Here is a 20,172-nt window from a genome sequence, read left to right on the forward strand (position 1 = left end):
ATATGATAGCACACATCCAAGGAAGATTAGTTGAAAAAACACCAACCCACGTTATTATTGACTGCAACGGTGTGGGCTATCATGTTAATATTTCATTGCATACATTCTCGTTATTGCCAGATTCAGAAAGTTTAAAATTATTTACTTTTTTGCAAATCAAAGAAGACGCGCACACATTGTATGGATTTGTAGAAAAGCAAGAGCGTGAATTGTTTAAATTATTAATTTCTGTTTCGGGAGTGGGAGCGAGTATTGCAAGAACCATGCTTTCTTCATTAGCGCCCACTCATATTATTCAAGCAATTGCTTCAAACGATTTGGGAACCATGCAATCGATGAAAGGTATTGGCGCAAAAACCGCACAGCGTATTATTCTTGATTTAAAAGAGAAAGTGTTAAAAGTCTACAATTTAGACGAAGTTTCAGTAATTGAGAGCAATACAAATAAAGATGAAGCGTTATCAGCTTTAGAAGTTTTAGGTTTTGCAAGAAAAACTGCTGAAAAAGCGTTAGATAAAATTATTAGAGAAACCCCGAATGCCTCTGTAGAAAACTTAATAAAACAAGCTTTAAAAAATTTATAAAACTTGAAAAAAACGGCAACAAAAGCAAAACGTAGTTTAAAATATAGTTTTGCATTTATAGTAATGCTATTTTCTTTTTCGCTACACGCACAAGTAGATGAAGAAAAGGATAGTGTGAGAACAGGGGTGGATTTAGGTAAGATTAAAATGCCAAATCCCAAAAGTATCGCTGAATTATATTCTTATAATGCCGCTACTGATCGTTATATTTATACAAACTCTGTGGGTGAGTTTAATATAAAATATCCCTTAATTTTAACTGCTGCACAATATCAAGAATTAGTTCTTCGCGAAGAAATGCGCAAGTATTACCAAGAGAAATCTGCCGCTATGGACGGTTTAAAAGCAGGTTCAGAAGAAGGTCAGAAGAATCTATTGCCAAAATATTATGTAAATTCTAAGTTTTTTGAAGCCATTTTTGGAAGTAATACAATTGATGTAAAGCCAACAGGAACGGTAGATATTGATTTAGGGGTGCGTTTTACTAAACAAGACAACCCTTCATTTTCGCCAAAAAACCGAAAAACAACTAGTTTTGATTTTGATCAGCGAATTAGTGTAGGACTTCAAGGAAAAGTAGGAACAAGATTAAGTGTGAATATTAATTATGACACGCAGTCTACTTTTGCTTTTCAAAATTTAATTAAATTAGAATACGCTCCCACTGAAGATGATATCATCAAGAAAATTGAGGTGGGGAATGTGAGTTTTCCATTGTCTAATTCATTAGTTCGTGGTGCCCAAAGTTTATTTGGTGTAAAAGCCCAATTGCAATTTGGAAAAACAACATTTACAGGAGTTTTCTCGGAACAAAAATCACAAACAAAATCAGTGACTTCTCAAGGAGGTGGTACACTTCAAGAATTTGAGGTTTTTGCTTTAGATTATGATGCGGATAGACACTATTTCTTATCGCAATACTTCAGAAATAAATACGATAAAGCTTTAGCTACTTATCCCTATGTTAATTCGCGTGTTCAAATTACGCGTATTGAAGTTTGGGTAACTAACAAGCAAAATAGAGTTAGTAATACCGAAAACAACTTAAGAAATATTATTGCCCTTCAAGATTTAGGTGAATCGCAACTTTTTGGCTTGCCAGATGCAACAGTTGTTGGGGTTTCGGCACCTGGATTTTTTAACGTAGCGCCAGACACACCTTCAAATAACGCGAATAATAAGTTTGACCCAAATAATATTGGAAGTAACTTCTTAAATAGTAGTGTTAGAGATGTTTCAACGGCTTTAAATGGTTTTAATACACCAGGAATTGCAGAAGGAGTTGACTTTGCGAAGCTTGAAAATGCTAGAAAATTAACCGCTTCAGAATTTACATTTCATCCTCAATTAGGATATCTTTCTCTTAATCAGCGTTTAACAAATGATGAAGTTTTAGCGGTTTCCTATCAATATACTATTGGAGATCAGGTGTATCAAGTAGGAGAATTTGGTACGGATGGAGTAGATGCAACAAACGTGGATGCTGGTGGAGTTCCAACATCACAAGCCTTATTGTTAAAAATGTTGAAGTCTAATTTAGTAGTCGTTGCAGAACCGGCTTGGAACTTAATGATGAAAAACATTTATCAAACAGGAGGTTATCAATTAGAGCAAGAAGATTTTAAACTAAATATTTTATATACTGATCCTTCGCCATTAAATTACATTACACAAGCTGGTGCAGATCCTTTACCTGCGACTGTAAACGAAACACCATTATTACAAGTGTTCAATGTAGATAAATTAAATTACACCAATGATCCACAAGCTGGTGGAGATGGTTTCTTTGATTTTATTCCAGGAATAACAATTGATGCACAAAAAGGTAGAATTATATTTACTACTGTGGAGCCGTTTGGAAAACATTTATTCGAAAAATTAAGGTTAAATGCTTCGGAAGATTACGAAGGAACACTTTATAATTCAAATCAATCAAAATACGTTTTCAGAAACTTATATAAAACAACGCAAGCAGCTGCTTTACAAGAAAGCTCAAAGAATAAATTTCAAATAAAAGGACGTTATAAATCCATGAGTGGTGAAGGAATTTCTATTGGTGCTTTTAATGTGCCACAAGGATCTGTTGTAGTAACTGCTGGTGGGAGACTTTTAGTTGAAGGTGTCGATTATACGGTAAATTACCAAATGGGGAAAGTAAATATCTTGGACCCATCGCTTCAGGCTTCGAACACACCAATTGAAGTGTCTGTAGAAAATAATTCTGTTTTCGGACAACAAACTAGAAGATTTTGGGGAATCAACGTTGAGCATAAATTCAACGAAAAATTCTTAGTGGGTGCTACTATTTTAAACATGTCTGAGCGTCCGTTTACTACCAAATCAAATTACGGACAAGAATCGGTTAACAATTCTATCTTTGGTTTAAATGCTAATTATTCTACAGAAGTTCCTTTCTTAACGAGATTAGTGAACAAATTGCCAAATATTGATACTGATGTGCCATCTAATATTTCCTTTAGAGGAGAGTTCGCTTACTTAAAGCCAGGCAGTTCTAAAACCGATGAATTTAATGGTGAAGCAACAACTTATATTGATGATTTTGAAGGGTCGCAATCCACAATTGATATGCGTTCGCCGTTATCATGGAGTTTAGCAAGTGTTCCGTTGGAAGATAATTATGATGGAGATCCAACAGCTAATGAACCGGCAGTTAATGATTTAAGAATAGGCTATAAAAGAGCAAAAATGTCTTGGTACAGTATTGATCCTCTTTTTTATACACAACCACCAAGCGGTGTTTCAAGAGATGAATTATCTTTTAACAAAACAAGACGAATCTTTAGTAGAGAATTATATCCTGTTACAGATATTGCACAAGGACAAACAACTGTTGTTAGTACTTTAGATTTAACTTATTTCCCAAAAGATAGAGGGCCTTATAATTACAATGCGACTTTAGCGACTACCAATCAATTTACGGATTTGGAAGCGCCTGACAACTGGGCTGGTGTAATGCGTGCAATTAATTCAACGAATTTTGAGCAGTCAAATGTTGAGTATATTCAATTTTGGGTAATGGACCCGTTTTATGGAAACACAGGAGATGTAATTGATCCAACGAATACCGGTAAAATAGTGTTTAATTTAGGTGAAATATCAGAAGATATTTTAAGAGATGGTAAAAAATCTTATGAAAATGGTCTTCCAGAGCCTGGATCTTCTACGCCAACAGTTACAACTGCTTGGGGAACAGTTCCAGCATCTCAGTCTTTAATCTATGCTTTTGATACTTCAGAAGGAAATAGAAAGGCGCAAGATGTAGGTCTTGACGGACTTTCAGATGCTCAAGAGGCGATACAACATCCGCTTTTTGCAGGACAACCAGACCCTTCTGCGGATAACTATAATTTTTATCTTAATGCAGGTGGAAGTATCATAAATCGCTATAGAGATTATAATGGTACTGAAGGAAATTCACCAGTAAACGTAACTGATACAAACAGAGGAAATACAACCTATCCAGATGTGGAAGATATTAATCGTGACAACACCATGAACACGATTAATGCTTATTTCAAATTTGAAGTGCCTATTGAACAATATCCAGATGGAGCTGTTCCTGTGGGACAAAATTACATTACTGATTTTAGAGAAATTAACAACGTAGATTTACCAAACGGACAATCTGGTAAAGCGAGATGGATTTTATATAAAATTCCGATTTTAGAATTTACTAACGCGAATAAAGTAGGTCCTATCACTGATTTTCGTTCAATACGTTTTATGCGTATGTATATGGCCGGATTTAAGGATGAAGTTACACTTAGATTTGGTGCTTTAGACTTAGTAAGAGGTGAGTGGAGAAGATATACAAATACGTTAGACATCAATGATCCAGATCCAGATGATGACAATACTGGTTTTGATGTAACGGCTTTGAACATTCAAGAAAACGGAAGAAGAAGTCCTATTCAATATGTAACACCGCCAGGAGTAGTTCGTGAGCAGTTGTATAATAACAATACAATAATCAATCAAAATGAACAGTCTCTTTCTTTGAGAGTTTATAAAAAAGATCAAAGTATTGCAGGTTTAGGTGGTTTAGAAATTGATGATTCTAGAGCAGTTTTCAAAAATGTAAACGTTGATATGCGTCAGTTTAAAAAGCTTAGAATGTTTTTACATGCCGAAGCTTTAGAAAAAAACACAGACAATGACCGTTTGCAAGATGATGAGCTTATTGCATTCATTCGTTTTGGGAATGACTTTACAGATAACTTCTATCAAGTTGAAATGCCATTAAAAGTTACGCCTCATGGTGCAACTTCGGCAGAAGATATTTGGCCAGAAGAAAATGAAATTACATTGCCTCTGGAATTTTTAACGGCGCTTAAAATACTGAAATTACAGAATAATGTTAACATCATCGAAGATGACAATGGCATTGGTTTTATTGAAGAGGAAAATCCATTAATTGGTTCGTCTAATAATAGGTTAACATTAGGTATTAAAGGGAATCCGAATTTTGGTTTGGTAAGAACATTGATGATTGGTGTGAAAAACAAATCTGGTCAAATACAACGTGGAGAAGTTTGGTTTAATGAGCTTCGCCTTTCGGATATGGATAATAAGGGTGGTTATGCAGCAGTTGCTAACTTAGATACTAACTTGGCTGACTTCGCAAATATTTCTGCAACAACTAGAATTAGTACGATAGGTTTTGGTTCTTTAGAGCAAGGTCCAAATGAAAGAAGTAGAGAAGATGTATTCCAATATGATATCGTTACCAATGTTAATTTAGGAAAATTATTACCAAAGAAATGGGGTATAAATTTACCATTTAATTATGGTGTAGGTGAAGAAACAATTACTCCAAAATTTGATCCCTTCTATCAAGATATTCAATTAGATCAGTTATTAGATATTACCAATGACGCAGCTGAACGCGCTAATATAGAAAACAGAGCCATTGATTACACAAAACGAACTAGTCTTAACTTTATCGGTGTAAGAAAAGAAAGAAATCCTGAAAAGAAATCAAACTTTTTTGATGTAGAAAACTTAACACTTTCTTATTCTTTAAATGAAATGGAACATCATGATTACGAAATTGAAAGCTTACAAGACAAACAAAATAGAACTTCTGTAGATTATGCTTATTCATTCAAGCCGCTTGTTGTAGAGCCATTTAAAAATTCAAAAACCTTTAAAAAATCAGGTTATTATAAATTGTTGAGTGATTTTAATTTTAACTTTTTACCATCAAATATCAACTTTAGCTCTACTATTTTAAGACAATTTAATAAACAGCGTTTTAGATTAGTTGACGTTCAGGGAATTGGTCTTGGCGATTTATACAGAAGGAATTATTTCTTCAACTATCAATATGGATTTAATTATAATCTTACGAAATCATTACGTATAAATTATACAGCTTCCTCAAATAATATTGTTAGAAATTATTTAGATGATAATAGTTTGCCTATTGACGGACTTGATATTTGGGATGACTACTGGAATATTGGAGAATCAAATCAACACAATCAACAATTTGTAGTGAATTATGATTTACCTATTAATAAAATTCCGGCATTAGCTTTTATAAAGTCAACTTATATTTATACGGGAGATTACAACTGGCAACGTGCCTCGGATGCTTTTTCAACAATTGAGGCAGACAATGGAACATCTTATGCCTTAGGAAATACGGTTCAAAATGCAGGTTCGCATAAATTGAATACCACTTTTTCTATGGAGACTTTCTATAAATACATCGGATTAACCGCAAATAAAAACAATAAATCTAAAGTAAAAAAACCTAGCGCTGTAGCTCCTAAACCGGGTCAAAAAGTAGTAGCTGCTAATAAAAATATCAGTACGGAAAGAAATGTTTTTGTAAAAGGATTAATTGGTCTAGTTACAAGTGTGAAAACCATTCAGGCAAATTTCACACAGAGTGAAGGAACTGTTCTTCCGGGATATCTTCCGGGATTAGGATTCTTTGGTTCTTCCAAGCCTACAATGGGTTTTATTTTCGGAAGTCAAGCAGATGTTCGTTATGAAGCTGCTAGAAATGGTTGGTTAACTACTTTTCCAGAGTTCAATCAGAATTACACTCAGGTGAAGAATAAACAAATGAATATCACCGCTGATGTAGTACCGTTTCCAGATTTAAAAATTACTTTGTCTGGAGATAGAACTTATGCTTATAATTATTCAGAGCAGTATGATGTTACTTTTGGAGATTACAATTCCCGCTCTCCTTATGATTTTGGTAATTTTAATATTTCTACGATTTTAATTAAAACAGCTTTTGATAAAAGTGATGTAAACTTCTCACAAGCATTTCAAGACTTTAGAGACAATAGGCTAGTAGTAGCAGAACGATTAGCAACTACTTATTATGGAGCAACAACAATTCCAAGAGATGCGGAAGGATACCCAATAGGTTATGGTAAAAACAGTCAACAAGTATTATTACCTTCATTTGTAGCTGCGTATTCTGGTAAAGATGCTGCAAAGGTTTCTACTGGTGTATTTAGAGATATTCCTTTGCCAAATTGGAATGTGAAATATACTGGTTTAATGCGTTACACATGGTTTAAAGATAAGTTTAAAACCTTCTCGTTGCAACATGGTTATAGAGCGAGTTATAACGTGAATTCTTTCCGTTCTAATTTGAATAGCGCACCAGCGGACGTAAATGGTAATTTCTATGCGAATAAATTAATCTCAAATGTGAATTTAGCAGAGCAATTTAATCCTTTAGTGAAAATAGATATGACATTGAAGAACTCGATGAAATTTTTAGCCGAAATTAAAAAAGACAGGACTTTAAATATGAGTTTTGATAATAACCTTTTAACTGAAGTTTCGGGTAACGAATATATCGTTGGTTTAGGATATCGCATAAAAGACGTTACCTTTAACTCGGCACTAGCTGATAATGTTTCAGGGATAATAAGAAGTGATGTTAATATAAAAGCAGATTTCTCACTTCGTAAAAATAACACGATTGTTCGATATTTAGATTATGATAACAACCAATTAGGTGGTGGTCAAGATATGTGGTCGGTGAAGTTAACTGCGGATTATTCGTTCAGTAGAAATCTAACAGCTATCTTCTTTTATGACCATCAATTTTCACAAGCAGTTATTTCAACATCGTTCCCTATTACTAATATTAGATCAGGATTTACACTGCGATATAACTTTGGAAACTAACAAACAGAATAAATTAACACGTTTTTGAGTAGAATCATAAAAAATAACAAAAAACCTATTTTAGAATTCAATAATTACAATTACATTTGTCAAAATATTAAAAATTAAACTTAACATGAATATACCAGCTAATTTAAAGTATACTAAAGATCACGAGTGGGTTTTAGTTGATGGAGACGTTGCAACAATCGGAATTACAGATTTCGCTCAAAAAGAATTGGGAGATATCGTTTATGTCGAAGTTGAAACATTAGATCAAACTTTAGAAAGAGATGAGATTTTTGGAACAGTGGAAGCTGTAAAGACAGTTTCTGATTTGTTTTTACCACTTTCAGGAGAAATCATTGAATTTAATGATTCATTAGAATCTGATCCAGAAAAAGTAAATGCTGATCCATACGGAGACGGATGGATGGTAAAAGTTAAAATTTCTGATATGGCACAAGTAGACGCACTTTTATCAGATGAAGATTATAAGGCACTTATCGGAGCGTAATTTATTTTCGCTTGCGGTACTTTGGGCTATTGCAATTACAGTTGCAAGTTTAGTAAGTCTAAATGGTATGCCAAATGTTGAGGTTCCAGTAAACGATAAAACGGTACACTTTATATTTTACTTTGTTTTTACGTTACTTTGGTATTTCGCATTAAAGAAAAAAATAAAAAATAGATTGTTAAAGTTTTTAATAGTTGGTGTCGCAATCATTTATGGCATAATTATTGAAGTTTTACAAGGTGTTTTAACCCAAAATAGACAGGCTGATATTTATGACGCTTTGGCTAATTCAGGAGGTGCACTATTAGCATTGCTTGTTATTGTATGGTTAGAGCGTAAAACTTTTAAAGAAAAAATATAAAAACATTTCTATTATTAACTATATTAGCAACTGAAAATTAAAATTATGGAATTAAAGAAAAATCCTAACGTAGATCCAAAAAGAAATAGCATGCTTTATTTCCAAGTGGGATTAGCTGCAGTTTTGTTATTAACATATGTCGGAATTGAATTAAAGTCCGAAGATCCTATTGTTCAAACTGAAGAACTTGTTCTTGATAGTGGTTTTGTAGAGCAAGATGTTGCGATTATGACAATGCCACCTGCTCAAAGATTACCACCACCACCACCACCTGCTCCAGTTGAGATTAAGATTGTGGAAAACAAAGTAGTTATCAAAGAGACTAAAATTGAAAAGGTAGAGGATAACCAACAAACAGAACAGAAAGAAACTAAAACAGCCGATAGTTACGGAGATGAAGGTGCCGCTGTTGATGATTATATTCCGGATGAATTACCGTTTTCTGTTATTGAGCAAGTGCCGTTATTTCCAGGTTGTGAAAACGAACCTAAATCGCGTCAGTTTGATTGTTTCCAAGAACAGATGACTAAACACATTAAAAAGAACTTTAATTATCCTGATAGAGCAATGGAAGATAATATCCAAGGTAGAGTTCAGGTTGAATACCTTATCGGTGTAGATGGTAAAGTTTCTGTTCAAAGAGTAAAAGGTCCTAAAGGATCAGAATTACTTGAGAAAGAAGCAAGAAGAATTATTGAGAAATTACCTTTATTAAAACCAGGTAAGCAAAGAAATAAACCAGTAAAAGTTAGACACGTAGTGCCAATTACTTTTAAATTAGGTTAGTAATTTAAATCCCAACATTTCGTTGGGATTTTTTTTTGGCATATTAGTTGTATAGGTTAATTAACAAATTGTTAACTTTTAATCTTTATATACTATGAAACCAAATGTAGAATTTCCTAAAAAAGTCAAAAGTAGCTTTATCTTTTTCCAGATCGGGCTTATTGCAACCATGTTAGTCGTGTTATTTGCACTAGAGTTTAATTTTAAATTCAAACCATCGCAAACAGCAACTATTGATTTGCCTGTAGCAACAATTGACCTTACAGTTCCAACAGCTTTTAAAGTCATTCCGCAATCAAAACCAATTGTTGTAACAAAGCCGGCAGTTGATAAACCAGTCTTTAAAGATATATTCAAGCCAACTACTAAAGAAGTTCCGAGAGAAATAGAAACTGCTGTTGATCCTACTCCGTCTGAAACTCAAAATGAAATTGACCCAGAGACGGAAAAACCTACAAGTGTTGTTGTTTAGAAGGAACCATTGGGTCCAACTCTTTTCAATGTAGAGGAGCTTCCAATGTTTGCTGCTTGTAAGGGAATGAGTAGAGAGCAGCAGATGAAATGCTTTGAAGAACAGATGGCAAAAGCTGTTAATAAGAATGCAGTTTATCCTGAAAGTGATTTAGAGGATGGTAAACAAGGAATGGCTACAGTTTCTTTCATCATTGATGAAACTGGTAAAATTGTAGAAGTAAAAGCGCTGGATAATAATAGAGCTACAAAAGCGATGCAGAAAGCAGCAGAAGCAGCTGTGAGAAAAGTATCTAAACTGACTCCTGCAAAACAAGGAGGAAAGCCAGTTAGGGTAAAATATGTAATGCCTGTGACTTTTAAAATACGATAACAAAAATAAACATTTAAAATAATCTCTTTTCGAAGGGATTTTTTTTATTTTTACAAGTTATTATAAAACTCTCTCAATATGGATGTTAAACACTATTTAGATTCGACTTATTTAAAAACGGCAGAACAGGCAAATTTATCTGAAGAGAAGAACACAGAAGTTGTTGCGGCATATATTCAAGAAGCAATCGATCATCATTTTAAGCTTATTATGATTCGTCCTGATAAAGTAGCTTTGGCTAAAGAGATGGTTCTAAATTCGAAATCACAACTAACAATAGGAACAGTTATCGACTTTCCAAACGGTGATGGATCACTGGAAAATAAATTAAAAGAAGCTAATTTAGCGATTCAAAACGGAGCTGATGATCTGGACTTTGTAGTGGATTATAAAGCTTTTATTAACGAAGAGTTTGATAAAGTAAAGAAACAGGTTTTAGAAGGAACGGAATTAGGATTACAACATCACAAAATTGTAAAATGGATTATAGAAGTCGCGGCTTTAAATGATCATCAAATAATACAATTAAGTGTTTTAATAAAAAATGTTATAATCGCTAATTTTAAAGAAGCCGATTATGAAAAGGTTTTCGTAAAGTCTTCAACAGGCTTTTATAAAACACCAGAAGGAGTTCCTAATGGCGCAACGCTTCATACTATTAAATTGATGTTGGAAAATTCATTTCCGCTGTCTGTAAAAGCAGCTGGCGGTGTGCGCACTTATCAAGAGGCTGTTGAGATGATTAATTTAGGTGTGAAACGCATCGGAACTTCTGCGGCAAAAGCAATTGCAAACGGAGAAGACGCAAGTAATGGTTACTAAACTAGTATAATGAAATTTTTCGCCCCCTTATTTTTTATTTTTTTCGGATATTTTTCTGTTGCGCAAACCAGCGGAAGAGAACAGTTTCCGCAGTTTCCAGCTTGTGAAGCCTCATTGGCCAACCAGCAAGAAGTTTGTTTTTACAATACTTTACAGAATTATATTTTTACAAATTATAAAGTCGATGATGATAAAATAGCATCTGATTTTAAAGGAACAGTAATTGCGCTTTTCGAAGTTGATACCGCTGGAGTTTTTAAAATCATTTACATCGACGCTCCTTACGAATCTTTGAAATTAGAAACTAAGAGAGTTTTTGAAAGTCTACCAAAAATAAAACCCGCAACTTATTCGGGAAGACCTACTTATTCTAAATTCACGCTAAAAATAGCAATTCCTTTAGAAGAACCGAATGCTATTTCAGGTAGAGATATCGTTGTGCTTCAAGATAAAACAAATTCAAACTTAATCGATAACTCGAAGGAGCTTACGGAATATGAAGATATAATTTATAAACCTTTCGAAAATCCTCAATTTAAAAGTAAAGGGAATGTTGTTTTTTCGCACCAAAATTACGGTGTATTTGATGCTTTGCTAAATCAAGTGGGAAGCAATAATCATACGGCTTCAAAGCCTTATTCTTACGAGGAGGTATCAAGATATTACGATTTTGAAGCTATTAATCAGGCGAATTTGAAGCAAAAGGAATCTTGGTTTGGTAGAAAGATATGGAATGAAAATCTTGTAGCTATTCAAGGTGACGGTTATTGGTTCACTGTGAATGGTGTTTTAGATGTAAGAGTAGGTAAAGATACAGATAGCAAATCTTCAAATACATTTGTAAATACTAGAGGTGTAAAGGTTGATGGCGCTTTAGGTGAACAATTGACTTTTTCAACATCTATTTTTGAGAGTCAAGGGAGATTTGCAGATTATTATAATGCCTATGCAGAAAGCATTAAGCCTTCTGGAGGAAATCCGGCGATAATCCCAGGAATAGGAATTGCAAAACGTTTTAAAGAGGATGCTTACGATTTTCCGTTGGCCGAAGCAAATTTAAAGTATTCTCCTAATAAATTCATCGATTTACAATTAGGTTATGGACGAAATTTTCTTGGAGATGGATATCGTTCTTTGTTGCAAAGCGATGGAACTAGTCCTTATCCATTTTTTAAAATCAATACTACTTTTTGGAAAATAAAATATACGAATACTTATATGTGGCTAAAAGATGTTCGGGATTTAGCTACAGTGGACGGAACTTACGCTACAAAATTCATGGCAAGTCATTATTTGAGTTGGAATGTAACTAAAAGATTTAATCTTGGATTTTTTGAAAACGTAGTTTGGACCGATATGAATGAAAGAGGTTTCGATCTTAACTTTGTAAATCCGCTTATATTTTACAGGGCTGTAGAGTTTGGGTCTTCATCTAAAACAGGAAATGCACTTTTAGCGCTAACGTCAAAATACAAATGGAACAATCAAATTAATGTTTACGGACAATTTTTAATTGATGAATTTGCAATTGGCGACGTAAAAGCAGCGAATCAAAGTTGGCGAAATAAATTTGCTTATCAGATAGGTGTAAAGTATTACGATGCGTTTCAAATTAAGAATTTAATGTTGCAACTAGAGTATAATCAAGTGCGTCCTTATGTTTATTCGCATAGTAATCCTTTGACTAATTACGGGCATAATAATCAAAGTATGGGGCATAATTGGGGTGCAAATTTTAGAGAAGTAGTTGCTATTGCTCGTTATTATAAGGGAAGATACTTCGCAGATGCAAAATTAATTTATGGGCAAAGAGGTTTTGATTTTAAAAACGGAACGGACAATTTTAACTACGGAGGAGATATTTATTTAGATTATGATGATGATCGTCCGTTTGATACGGGTGTTTCTATTGCACAAGGAAATAAAACTAATGTTATGATTGCAGATTTACAAGTAGGTTACTTGGTAAATCCTGCTGCAAATTTGAAGGTTTTCGGAAATGTTTTGTTTAGGAATTTTGATCCAGTAGCGGAAACAACTACTGCAATTCAATCAAATTCAACATGGTTTTCGATAGGTTTACGCAGTCATTTGTTTAATTGGTATTTTGATTATTAATATTCTACTATTTCAAATTGATAAACAATAATCTTATTTGTATATTTGCACGCCTTTTGAGGTGAAATAAAACACAATTGGAAGAAACTCAAACCCATATTAAAAATTCTCTTTACAAAGACTTTGTAGAAATTACGAAGGCTCGTTTGTCAATTAGCGTTGTTATTTCAACAATTGCTGGTTATTTGTTAGGATTTAGTCAAGAGCAGCCATTCCAGTGGAGTGTTTTGTTTTTATTAGTTGTAGGTGGTTATTGCATGGTTGGCGCTTCAAACGTTTTCAATCAAATTATTGAAAAAGACTTGGATGCTATAATGGACCGAACGAAAAATCGCCCATTACCAGCTGGAAGGATGACGACAAAAAGTGCGTTTATTCTAGGAATTATTCTAACTATTCTAGGATTAGCAATTCTATACAGCGTAAATCCGAAGACAGCTATGTTTGGCGCGATTTCGATTTTCATGTATGTTAGTTTATATACACCTTTGAAAACTGTGACACCTTTGTCTGTTTTTGTAGGAGCTTTTCCGGGAGCAATTCCTTTTATGTTAGGATGGGTAGCGGCAACAGGTCAGTTTGGGATTGAAGCGGGGACTTTATTTATTATTCAATTTTTCTGGCAATTTCCTCACTTTTGGGCAATAGGTTGGTTCTTGTTTGACGATTATAAAAAAGCAGGTTTTTTTATGTTGCCAACAGGAAAGAAAGATAAAAAAACAGCGTTACAGACTATATTATATACCATTTGGATGATTATCGCTTCCGTAATTCCAGCTTTTGGATTTACAGGAAGATTGTTCTTAACTAAGATTTCAACCGGTATTGTAGTGGTACTAGGTTTGTGGATGTTGTTTTATGCTTTTAAACTGCACAAAGAAATGGATGCAAAAGCTGCAAGAAAATTGATGATTGTTAGTGTTTCTTATATATCTTTGTTGCAAATTGTATATGTTTTAGATAAATTTTTACGATAGGATGGAAAATAGAATGACATTGGAAGAAGTAGAAGAGCGTAAAGGAAAGACTTATAAGCTATTGCTTTGGTTCGGAATGATAAGCGTTTGTATGATTTTTGCAGGATTAACGAGTGCTTATGTAGTTAGTAAATCTAGGCCAGATTGGTTATCTGATTTCGTATTGCCAATGCCTTTCTTAATAAGTACAATAGTTATGTTGATAAGTAGTGGAACTATTTATATGGCATTACAAGCGATGAAAAAGGGAGATAGAAAGCAAACTAGTATATTGTTAATCACAACATTAGTATTAGGATTAGCTTTTATCTTTTTACAATTTAAGGGATTTAGTGCAGTTATTGCAAATGGCTATTTTTTTACCGGAAGTGAAAGTAATGTTACTACATCTTTTTTGTATATTGCCGTTTTAGTACACATAGCACACCTATTAGGGGGGATTATATCTCTTTTGGTGGTAATTTATAATCATTATAAACAAAAATACAATTCAACTCAAACCCTTGGTATTGAGATAAGTGCGATGTATTGGCACTTCATGGATTTCATTTGGGTTTACTTGTTTTTGTTTTTCTATTTTTTCAAGTAGAAAAAAAATAATAAATTTGGGAACTTTTTAACAATTAAAAAATTTATGGGAGCGACAGGTATTTCAGACGAAAACGCTTTAGACGGAGGTCAAGGACCATTAGGGGCAACCTATGGTAAAATGATGATGTGGTATTTTATCTTATCAGATGCATTAACCTTTACAGGATTCTTAGCTGCGTATGGTTTTTCGAGGTTCAAATTTTTAGAAACTTGGCCTATTGCAGACGAAGTTTTTAACCACTTTCCATTTGCACACGGTGTTAATGCACCAATGTATTATGTGGCATTAATGACTTTTATCTTGATTTTCTCATCTGTAACTATGGTTTTAGCTGTAGATGCGGGTCATCACAGAAACAAAAACAAAGTAGCTACTTATATGGCACTTACAATTTTGGGTGGTTTTATATTCTTAGGTTCTCAAGCTTGGGAATGGAAAAACTTCATCAAAGGTGAATACGGTGCTGTTGAAACTTCAGGAGGTTCTATTTTACAATTCGTGAAAGTAGGAGCAAACGGAGAACATGAAAGAGTAGCATTAGGAGAATTTGCTGCAGTTTCTCATGAAGAAAGAACACAACACTCTAGAGGAAATGGACTTTGGTTTACAGAAGAAGCTACAATTGCATCTTTTACTATCAATCAAGTGGTTGATGGTTTTAAAGCCAATGAAAATATTTTAGTGAGAGTTGAAAATATAGACCAGAAAACTAAAAAGAAAATTGTTTTATCAAGAGAAGAATCTATTAAGAGAGTTTCAGATACGCATTATGTTGTTGAGGGAGCTAATCTAATTAGAAACGAATATGGAAGTAAATTATTCGCTGACTTCTTCTTCTTTATTACAGGTTTCCACGGATTCCACGTTTTTACAGGAGTTTTGTTGAATTGTATTGTTTTCTTTAATGTTCTTTTAGGAACTTACGAAAGAAGAAACAGTTATGAAATGGTTGAAAAAGTAGGATTGTACTGGCACTTCGTAGATTTAGTATGGGTGTTTGTATTTACTTTCTTCTATTTAGTTTAATATTTTAATTTAAAGTATATCATGGCACACGCACACGAATCGAATACAAAGAGAATATGGATTGTTTTTGGACTACTTTCACTTATAACAATCGTTGAAGTTATATTTGGTATTTTTAAACCTGAATCATTACACATGACAAATGTGTTAGGGACTAACTTACTAAACTGGATATTCATTATTCTAACAATTGTGAAAGCATACTATATTATGTGGGCTTTTATGCACTTAGAAGGTGAAAAAGGAGCTTTTAGATGGTCAATCGTTGGACCTTTAGCTTTCTTAATTTTGTATATCTGTTTTCTTATTCTAATAGAAGCTGATTACGTTTTTGAAGTTTATAAAAATGGTTTTATCAAGTGGAACTTTTAACACTTGTTTGTAATATATAATCCCGCTTATTAGCGGGATTTTTTTTACTTTTGTATCAACAAATTTAATCTATCTAATGAAAAATAAATTAGTCCTTATATTGCTATTTGTCTTGCCAATTGCAACTTATCTTATATTTTCGTCAGCAACCCATAACTCTCTCTTCTTACCTACGCTTACAAAAAATAATGCGGAAATTCCGAAGAATTGGACGAGTTTAGATAATTCTAAAATTGCATTAAAAGGAAAGATAACTATTTTAGGATTCGTAGGAAATAATGTAATTGAAAATAGAGGAAACTTTTTCAACCTAAATCAGAAAATATATAATAAATTCAAAGGTTTTACTGATTTTCAAATGGTAATGGTTACGCCAAGAGGAAATGAAGGCAAAGCGGACCAAATTCTTAGCGAATTAGAACCAATTACCGAAAATATGAGTGGCTGGAAATTCGTTTTTGGTGAACCAGCTGAAATTCAAGAGTTTTATAATAGTTATAAATTAGCAGGTGGTTTAGATGAAAATTTTGGAACTTCGTCTGTTATCATTGTAGATAAAGAATTAAGTCATAGAGGAAGAAAAGGTAAAGATAGAAAAGGTGATGATGAGTATAAAGAAAGTTATAACACCATTTCTGCGGCCGACTTACACAATCAAATGACAGATGATGTCAAAATCATTTTGCGCGAATATCGTTTAGCGTTGACGAAAAATAATAACAAAAGAAAAGATGCTTTCAGAGATAAAATTGAAGAAAACATCGAAAAAAATAAAAAATCTAAAAATGAACAATAAGTCTTACATAGGGATTTCTTTTATCGTTTTAATTTTCGGAATTTGGGCAGTGCCAAAAATCGTAGCCAAATTTCAAAAGTCGGATTTAGTTGAAATCGGTCCCGTTCCAGCATTCGAATTGACAAATCAAAACGAAAAGAAAATTTCGGATAAAGATTACTTAGGAAAAGTTTATGTAGTAGAATTTTTCTTTTCTACTTGTCCTACGATTTGTCCGAAGATGAACGAGAGTATGTTGCAATTGCAAGAAGAATATTACGGTAATCCTAAATTCGGTATTGCTTCTATTACGATTGATCCTGCAAAAGATACGCCTCAGGTTTTAAAAGAGCATGCTGCGGAGTTAGGAGTTAAGCATTACAATTGGCATTTTTTAACAGGTGATAAAGAGTATATCTATAACTTGGCGAATAAAGGGTTTAATTTATACGCAGGTCAAAATAACAAAGCAGCTGGTGGATTTGAACATTCTGGTCTTTTTGCTTTGGTAGATAAAAAAGGAAACATCCGTTGCAGAAGAGACTCGCAAGGTAATCCAATTTTATACTACGATGGATTAGAAGCAGAAGGCGTTCAGGCAATAAAAGAAGATATCAAAAAACTATTAGAAGAGTAAAGTCGAATTTAATTGCAATTTTGAGGTAAGTTGAAAAAATATAAGATTCAATAAATTATGGAAGTTAACAATAATGAAACCAAATATAACAAATTGATAATTGCTTTGTCAATTGTTATTCCCGGTGTTGTAGCGTTGCTTTTTGGTGTCAATTTAAGAAAGTTAGGATTTGATGTGGAACCTTTGTCGTTCTTACCTCCAATTTATGCTTCTATCAACGGATTAACGGCACTTCTTTTGATTATTGCAGTAGTTGCTATTAAAAATGGAAAACGAACGCTGCACGAAAACTTAATGAAAACTGCAATTGCTTGCTCTATTGCATTTTTAGGCATGTATGTAGCTTATCATATGACGTCTGATTCTACTAAATTTGGTGGAGAAGGAACCATAAAATATGTGTATTATTTCATACTAATTACACATATTATTTTATCGATAATCATTATTCCATTGGTTTTAACGACTTACGTCAAAGCGTGGTCGAAACAATTTGATAAACATAAAAAGTTTGCGAAAATTACTTTTCCAATTTGGTTGTACGTTGCTATTACTGGTGTTGTGGTTTATTTAATGATTTCTCCTTATTACGTAAATTAAATGAAAAAGATTTTATTTATTATTAGTTTTTTCTTGCTTTCGAATTTGGGTCAAGCCCAATGTGCTATGTGCAGAGCCGCTCTTGCAAGTGAAGAAAACGGGGTGAAAGCGGAAGCTGTAAACGATGGAATTGTTTATTTAATGGCTATACCCTATATTTTAGTGGGTGCATTGGGATTTGCAATTTACAAAATGAGATACGGAAAGAAAAAAGTGCAAGCTGAGTAAATTGTATCTGGCTGAATTAATTTCAATTTTTTATTTCTTTTGGTGACTTTGCATTGCTTCACCCAAATATTGGGATTGTTTGTGTTGTAGTAACTTTTCTCAACGCTTTGACAGGCTGAATTTATTTTATCTTCTTATAAGTTTTCTCCACGCTTTGTCAATCCGAATTTCTTTCATCTTCGTATAGCTTTTGTAGGCCTTTAAAAGCTTTACTTAAACTTTGGCATTGTTTTTTTTTGTTGTAGTAACTTTTCTCGACACTTTGTCAAGCTGAACTCGTTTCAGCTTCTCCATTTTTATTTATTATAAACTTCAAGTTGTTACTAATTAATTTACTCCATTCCGTCAATCTTAATGTTCATTTTTCCTGAAGTGGTAATGAACGCGATAATCGCTTTGTCCGTTAATTCTAACTTCTCAAATTCAAAATCGTTCAAAGTTCCATTTACAAAAACACCTTTCATTGGCGAGTAATTATTCAAATACGGTTCCATGTTTTTCTTACCTTCTTCTAAATTTCCCTTGATTGAATAACGACAGTTTTCTTGGATTTTCTTTAAAATTGTACCTTGCATCAACCAATTTGCCGATTTCATTAAAACGCTTTTCGTATTTAATACATAATCCATCTGGTCGAAATAAATTTCTTTAGTAATGGGATTGTAATTTGGAATGCCTGATAAATAAATTGTGCCATTGATACTTCCGGCTACGCTTAGCGCGATGATCATTTTACTATCTTTCTGCCATAAATCAACTTTTTGAACTGTAATTTTTCTACTTCCCGAAGCAAATTCTTGCCCTTGGAAATTTTTAGTTACAATTTTACTCGCACTTGCATAAGTAGAAACTGCTACTACCGAAGCCGTAGTGTTTTCTGGAATTAATGCCACAGGTTTTAAAACTATTCGTTTTGGGTCAAAGCTATTTTTTGGCTCTTGTCCCACCATGGTTTGCATATTGCATTTTAATCCCATTTGCATCGTAAGTTTCGACTTGGATAAATTTGCATCGGTAACATACAATTCAATAGGCACCATTTTAAACCACGTTTCGTAGGCTTCACTAGTCATAAATGGTGTGCTTAATTTATCTAAAACAGCTAATACTTGTGGTTTAAAATCACAGGATTCATTAATAGCGTCGTCAATTTTTTTGGCAATCTTCGATTTGAAAATACTTAATGTAGGATTAATGATATAAGTTATGGGCACTTTTCTTCCTGCTACCAAAATGCTCGGGCTTTCGCTCCATTCAAAATCTTCTAATTTTGAAGTCGTAGTTAGTTTCCAATTGGTTAAATGCGGTTTGCTGTTTAAAGTAATTGTTCCGTTAATATTGATTTCACGCGTATCATTCAAACCCATAAAATCAGTTCCATACTTGAATTTCGCCCAAATTTTCATCGGGATAACCGAAATAATGTTCCCATCTTTTTCCGTTAATTTAACGGGAGCTGTTTTCCAAATCTTCATTTCGGTCTTATCATCGTTCAAAATTGAATCGTTGTAAATTAATCCATTCAGATTTTTATTCAACTGACTTTCGATTTCTTTCAATGTAATTTCAATAGGCATTGCAATGTATGAAGTGTTATTTTTAAAAACAACAGGCGAATCGTTAGAGGGTGCTGGCTTTAAAGCTTCCACTTTGTTAGTGGTTGCGCAGGAAGATAAAAGCAAAAATGTTGCAATAATTACAACGGAAGTGATAATTGTTTTCATTTTAATAAAAGATGAATAGTACTTATTTTACCGTAAATGTAAAAT

18 protein-coding genes are annotated in these 20,172 nt (G+C 33.4%); 17 read left to right on the forward strand and 1 reads right to left on the reverse strand.

The window, feature by feature from the left end; genetic code table 11:
• Nucleotides 1–2 precede the first annotated feature (2 nt).
• From ruvA to ACFSX9_RS09580, 17 genes are all read left to right on the forward strand, one after another.
• Complete coding sequence (gene ruvA / locus ACFSX9_RS09500; protein WP_379806991.1) at nt 3–584, forward strand: Holliday junction branch migration protein RuvA; 582 nt, start codon at nt 3–5, stop codon at nt 582–584.
• Nucleotides 585–647: 63 nt separating this feature from the next.
• A complete protein-coding gene (gene sov, locus ACFSX9_RS09505) occupies nt 648–7,769 on the forward strand; it encodes a T9SS outer membrane translocon Sov/SprA (protein WP_379807083.1) in 7,122 nt (2,373 codons plus the stop codon).
• A 115-nt stretch (nt 7,770–7,884) separates the two neighbouring features.
• Nucleotides 7,885–8,265: a glycine cleavage system protein GcvH gene (gene gcvH / locus ACFSX9_RS09510; RefSeq protein WP_379806993.1), complete on the forward strand. Its 381-nt coding sequence runs from the start codon at nt 7,885–7,887 to the stop codon at nt 8,263–8,265.
• Nucleotides 8,234–8,626 carry a VanZ family protein gene (locus tag ACFSX9_RS09515; RefSeq protein WP_379806995.1) on the forward strand — a complete coding sequence of 131 codons (393 nt, stop codon included), beginning with the start codon at nt 8,234–8,236 and terminating at the stop codon, nt 8,624–8,626. The genes gcvH and ACFSX9_RS09515 overlap by 32 nt, the downstream gene beginning before the upstream one ends.
• Nucleotides 8,627–8,671: 45 nt before the next feature.
• The gene (locus tag ACFSX9_RS09520; protein ID WP_379806999.1) at nt 8,672–9,412 is read left to right on the forward strand and encodes an energy transducer TonB; all 741 of its coding nucleotides are present in this window, start codon (nt 8,672–8,674) and stop codon (nt 9,410–9,412) included.
• Between the two features lie 94 nt (nt 9,413–9,506).
• On the forward strand, nt 9,507–9,884 hold the full coding sequence (locus ACFSX9_RS09525) for a hypothetical protein (protein WP_379807001.1): 378 nt from the start codon (nt 9,507–9,509) through the stop codon (nt 9,882–9,884).
• A gap of 66 nt (nt 9,885–9,950) precedes the next feature.
• Nucleotides 9,951–10,256, forward strand: a complete 306-nt coding sequence (locus ACFSX9_RS09530) for an energy transducer TonB (RefSeq protein ID WP_379807003.1) — start codon at nt 9,951–9,953, stop codon at nt 10,254–10,256.
• Between the two features lie 78 nt (nt 10,257–10,334).
• Entirely contained in the window at nt 10,335–11,078 is a 744-nt protein-coding gene (deoC, locus tag ACFSX9_RS09535; RefSeq protein ID WP_379807005.1) for a deoxyribose-phosphate aldolase, read from the forward strand.
• 9 nt (nt 11,079–11,087) lie between these two features.
• Nucleotides 11,088–13,196: a gliding motility protein RemB gene (locus ACFSX9_RS09540; protein ID WP_379807007.1), complete on the forward strand. Its 2,109-nt coding sequence runs from the start codon at nt 11,088–11,090 to the stop codon at nt 13,194–13,196.
• 77 nt (nt 13,197–13,273) lie between these two features.
• On the forward strand, nt 13,274–14,173 hold the full coding sequence (cyoE, locus tag ACFSX9_RS09545; RefSeq protein ID WP_379807009.1) for a heme o synthase: 900 nt from the start codon (nt 13,274–13,276) through the stop codon (nt 14,171–14,173).
• A gap of 1 nt (nt 14,174) precedes the next feature.
• A complete protein-coding gene (locus ACFSX9_RS09550; protein WP_379807011.1) occupies nt 14,175–14,762 on the forward strand; it encodes a cytochrome c oxidase subunit 3 in 588 nt (195 codons plus the stop codon).
• 45 nt (nt 14,763–14,807) lie between these two features.
• Nucleotides 14,808–15,791 (forward strand): cytochrome c oxidase subunit 3, encoded by a 984-nt coding sequence (locus ACFSX9_RS09555; RefSeq protein ID WP_379807013.1) that lies wholly within the window; start codon nt 14,808–14,810, stop codon nt 15,789–15,791.
• A gap of 21 nt (nt 15,792–15,812) precedes the next feature.
• The gene (locus ACFSX9_RS09560; protein WP_379807015.1) at nt 15,813–16,163 is read left to right on the forward strand and encodes a cytochrome C oxidase subunit IV family protein; all 351 of its coding nucleotides are present in this window, start codon (nt 15,813–15,815) and stop codon (nt 16,161–16,163) included.
• Between the two features lie 76 nt (nt 16,164–16,239).
• Complete coding sequence (locus ACFSX9_RS09565) at nt 16,240–16,959, forward strand: hypothetical protein (protein WP_379807017.1); 720 nt, start codon at nt 16,240–16,242, stop codon at nt 16,957–16,959.
• Nucleotides 16,949–17,575: an SCO family protein gene (locus ACFSX9_RS09570; RefSeq protein ID WP_379807019.1), complete on the forward strand. Its 627-nt coding sequence runs from the start codon at nt 16,949–16,951 to the stop codon at nt 17,573–17,575. Before ACFSX9_RS09565 ends, ACFSX9_RS09570 begins: the two co-directional genes overlap by 11 nt.
• Before the next feature lie 57 nt (nt 17,576–17,632).
• A complete protein-coding gene (locus ACFSX9_RS09575; protein WP_379807021.1) occupies nt 17,633–18,175 on the forward strand; it encodes a DUF420 domain-containing protein in 543 nt (180 codons plus the stop codon).
• Nucleotides 18,176–18,403 carry a hypothetical protein gene (locus ACFSX9_RS09580; RefSeq protein ID WP_379807023.1) on the forward strand — a complete coding sequence of 76 codons (228 nt, stop codon included), beginning with the start codon at nt 18,176–18,178 and terminating at the stop codon, nt 18,401–18,403.
• A gap of 332 nt (nt 18,404–18,735) precedes the next feature.
• Here ACFSX9_RS09580 and ACFSX9_RS09585 read toward each other — a convergent pair whose 3' ends face one another.
• Nucleotides 18,736–20,127: a DUF4403 family protein gene (locus tag ACFSX9_RS09585; RefSeq protein ID WP_379807025.1), complete on the reverse strand. Its 1,392-nt coding sequence runs from the start codon at nt 20,125–20,127 to the stop codon at nt 18,736–18,738.
• Nucleotides 20,128–20,172: the final 45 nt, after the last annotated feature.

Origin of the sequence: Flavobacterium ardleyense (assembly GCF_042686085.1) — a bacterium.
GTDB lineage: Bacteria > Bacteroidota > Bacteroidia > Flavobacteriales > Flavobacteriaceae > Flavobacterium > Flavobacterium ardleyense.

Bases quoted from the DNA above. Each gene is read 5' to 3' on its own strand.
- ACFSX9_RS09525 (WP_379807001.1), top strand. From the start codon at position 9,507: ATGAAACCAAATGTAGAATTTCCTAAAAAAGTCAAAAGTAGCTTTATC.
- ACFSX9_RS09515 (WP_379806995.1), top strand. From the start codon at position 8,234: ATGAAGATTATAAGGCACTTATCGGAGCGTAATTTATTTTCGCTTGCG.
- ACFSX9_RS09555 (WP_379807013.1), top strand. From the start codon at position 14,808: ATGGGAGCGACAGGTATTTCAGACGAAAACGCTTTAGACGGAGGTCAA.
- sov (WP_379807083.1), top strand. From the start codon at position 648: ATGCTATTTTCTTTTTCGCTACACGCACAAGTAGATGAAGAAAAGGAT.
- gcvH (WP_379806993.1), top strand. From the start codon at position 7,885: ATGAATATACCAGCTAATTTAAAGTATACTAAAGATCACGAGTGGGTT.
- ACFSX9_RS09575 (WP_379807021.1), top strand. From the start codon at position 17,633: ATGGAAGTTAACAATAATGAAACCAAATATAACAAATTGATAATTGCT.
- ACFSX9_RS09585 (WP_379807025.1), bottom strand. From the start codon at position 20,127: ATGAAAACAATTATCACTTCCGTTGTAATTATTGCAACATTTTTGCTT.
- ACFSX9_RS09530 (WP_379807003.1), top strand. From the start codon at position 9,951: ATGAGTAGAGAGCAGCAGATGAAATGCTTTGAAGAACAGATGGCAAAA.
- ACFSX9_RS09550 (WP_379807011.1), top strand. From the start codon at position 14,175: ATGGAAAATAGAATGACATTGGAAGAAGTAGAAGAGCGTAAAGGAAAG.
- deoC (WP_379807005.1), top strand. From the start codon at position 10,335: ATGGATGTTAAACACTATTTAGATTCGACTTATTTAAAAACGGCAGAA.
- ACFSX9_RS09570 (WP_379807019.1), top strand. From the start codon at position 16,949: ATGAACAATAAGTCTTACATAGGGATTTCTTTTATCGTTTTAATTTTC.
- ACFSX9_RS09565 (WP_379807017.1), top strand. From the start codon at position 16,240: ATGAAAAATAAATTAGTCCTTATATTGCTATTTGTCTTGCCAATTGCA.
- ACFSX9_RS09540 (WP_379807007.1), top strand. From the start codon at position 11,088: ATGAAATTTTTCGCCCCCTTATTTTTTATTTTTTTCGGATATTTTTCT.
- ruvA (WP_379806991.1), top strand. From the start codon at position 3: ATGATAGCACACATCCAAGGAAGATTAGTTGAAAAAACACCAACCCAC.
- ACFSX9_RS09520 (WP_379806999.1), top strand. From the start codon at position 8,672: ATGGAATTAAAGAAAAATCCTAACGTAGATCCAAAAAGAAATAGCATG.
- ACFSX9_RS09580 (WP_379807023.1), top strand. From the start codon at position 18,176: ATGAAAAAGATTTTATTTATTATTAGTTTTTTCTTGCTTTCGAATTTG.
- ACFSX9_RS09560 (WP_379807015.1), top strand. From the start codon at position 15,813: ATGGCACACGCACACGAATCGAATACAAAGAGAATATGGATTGTTTTT.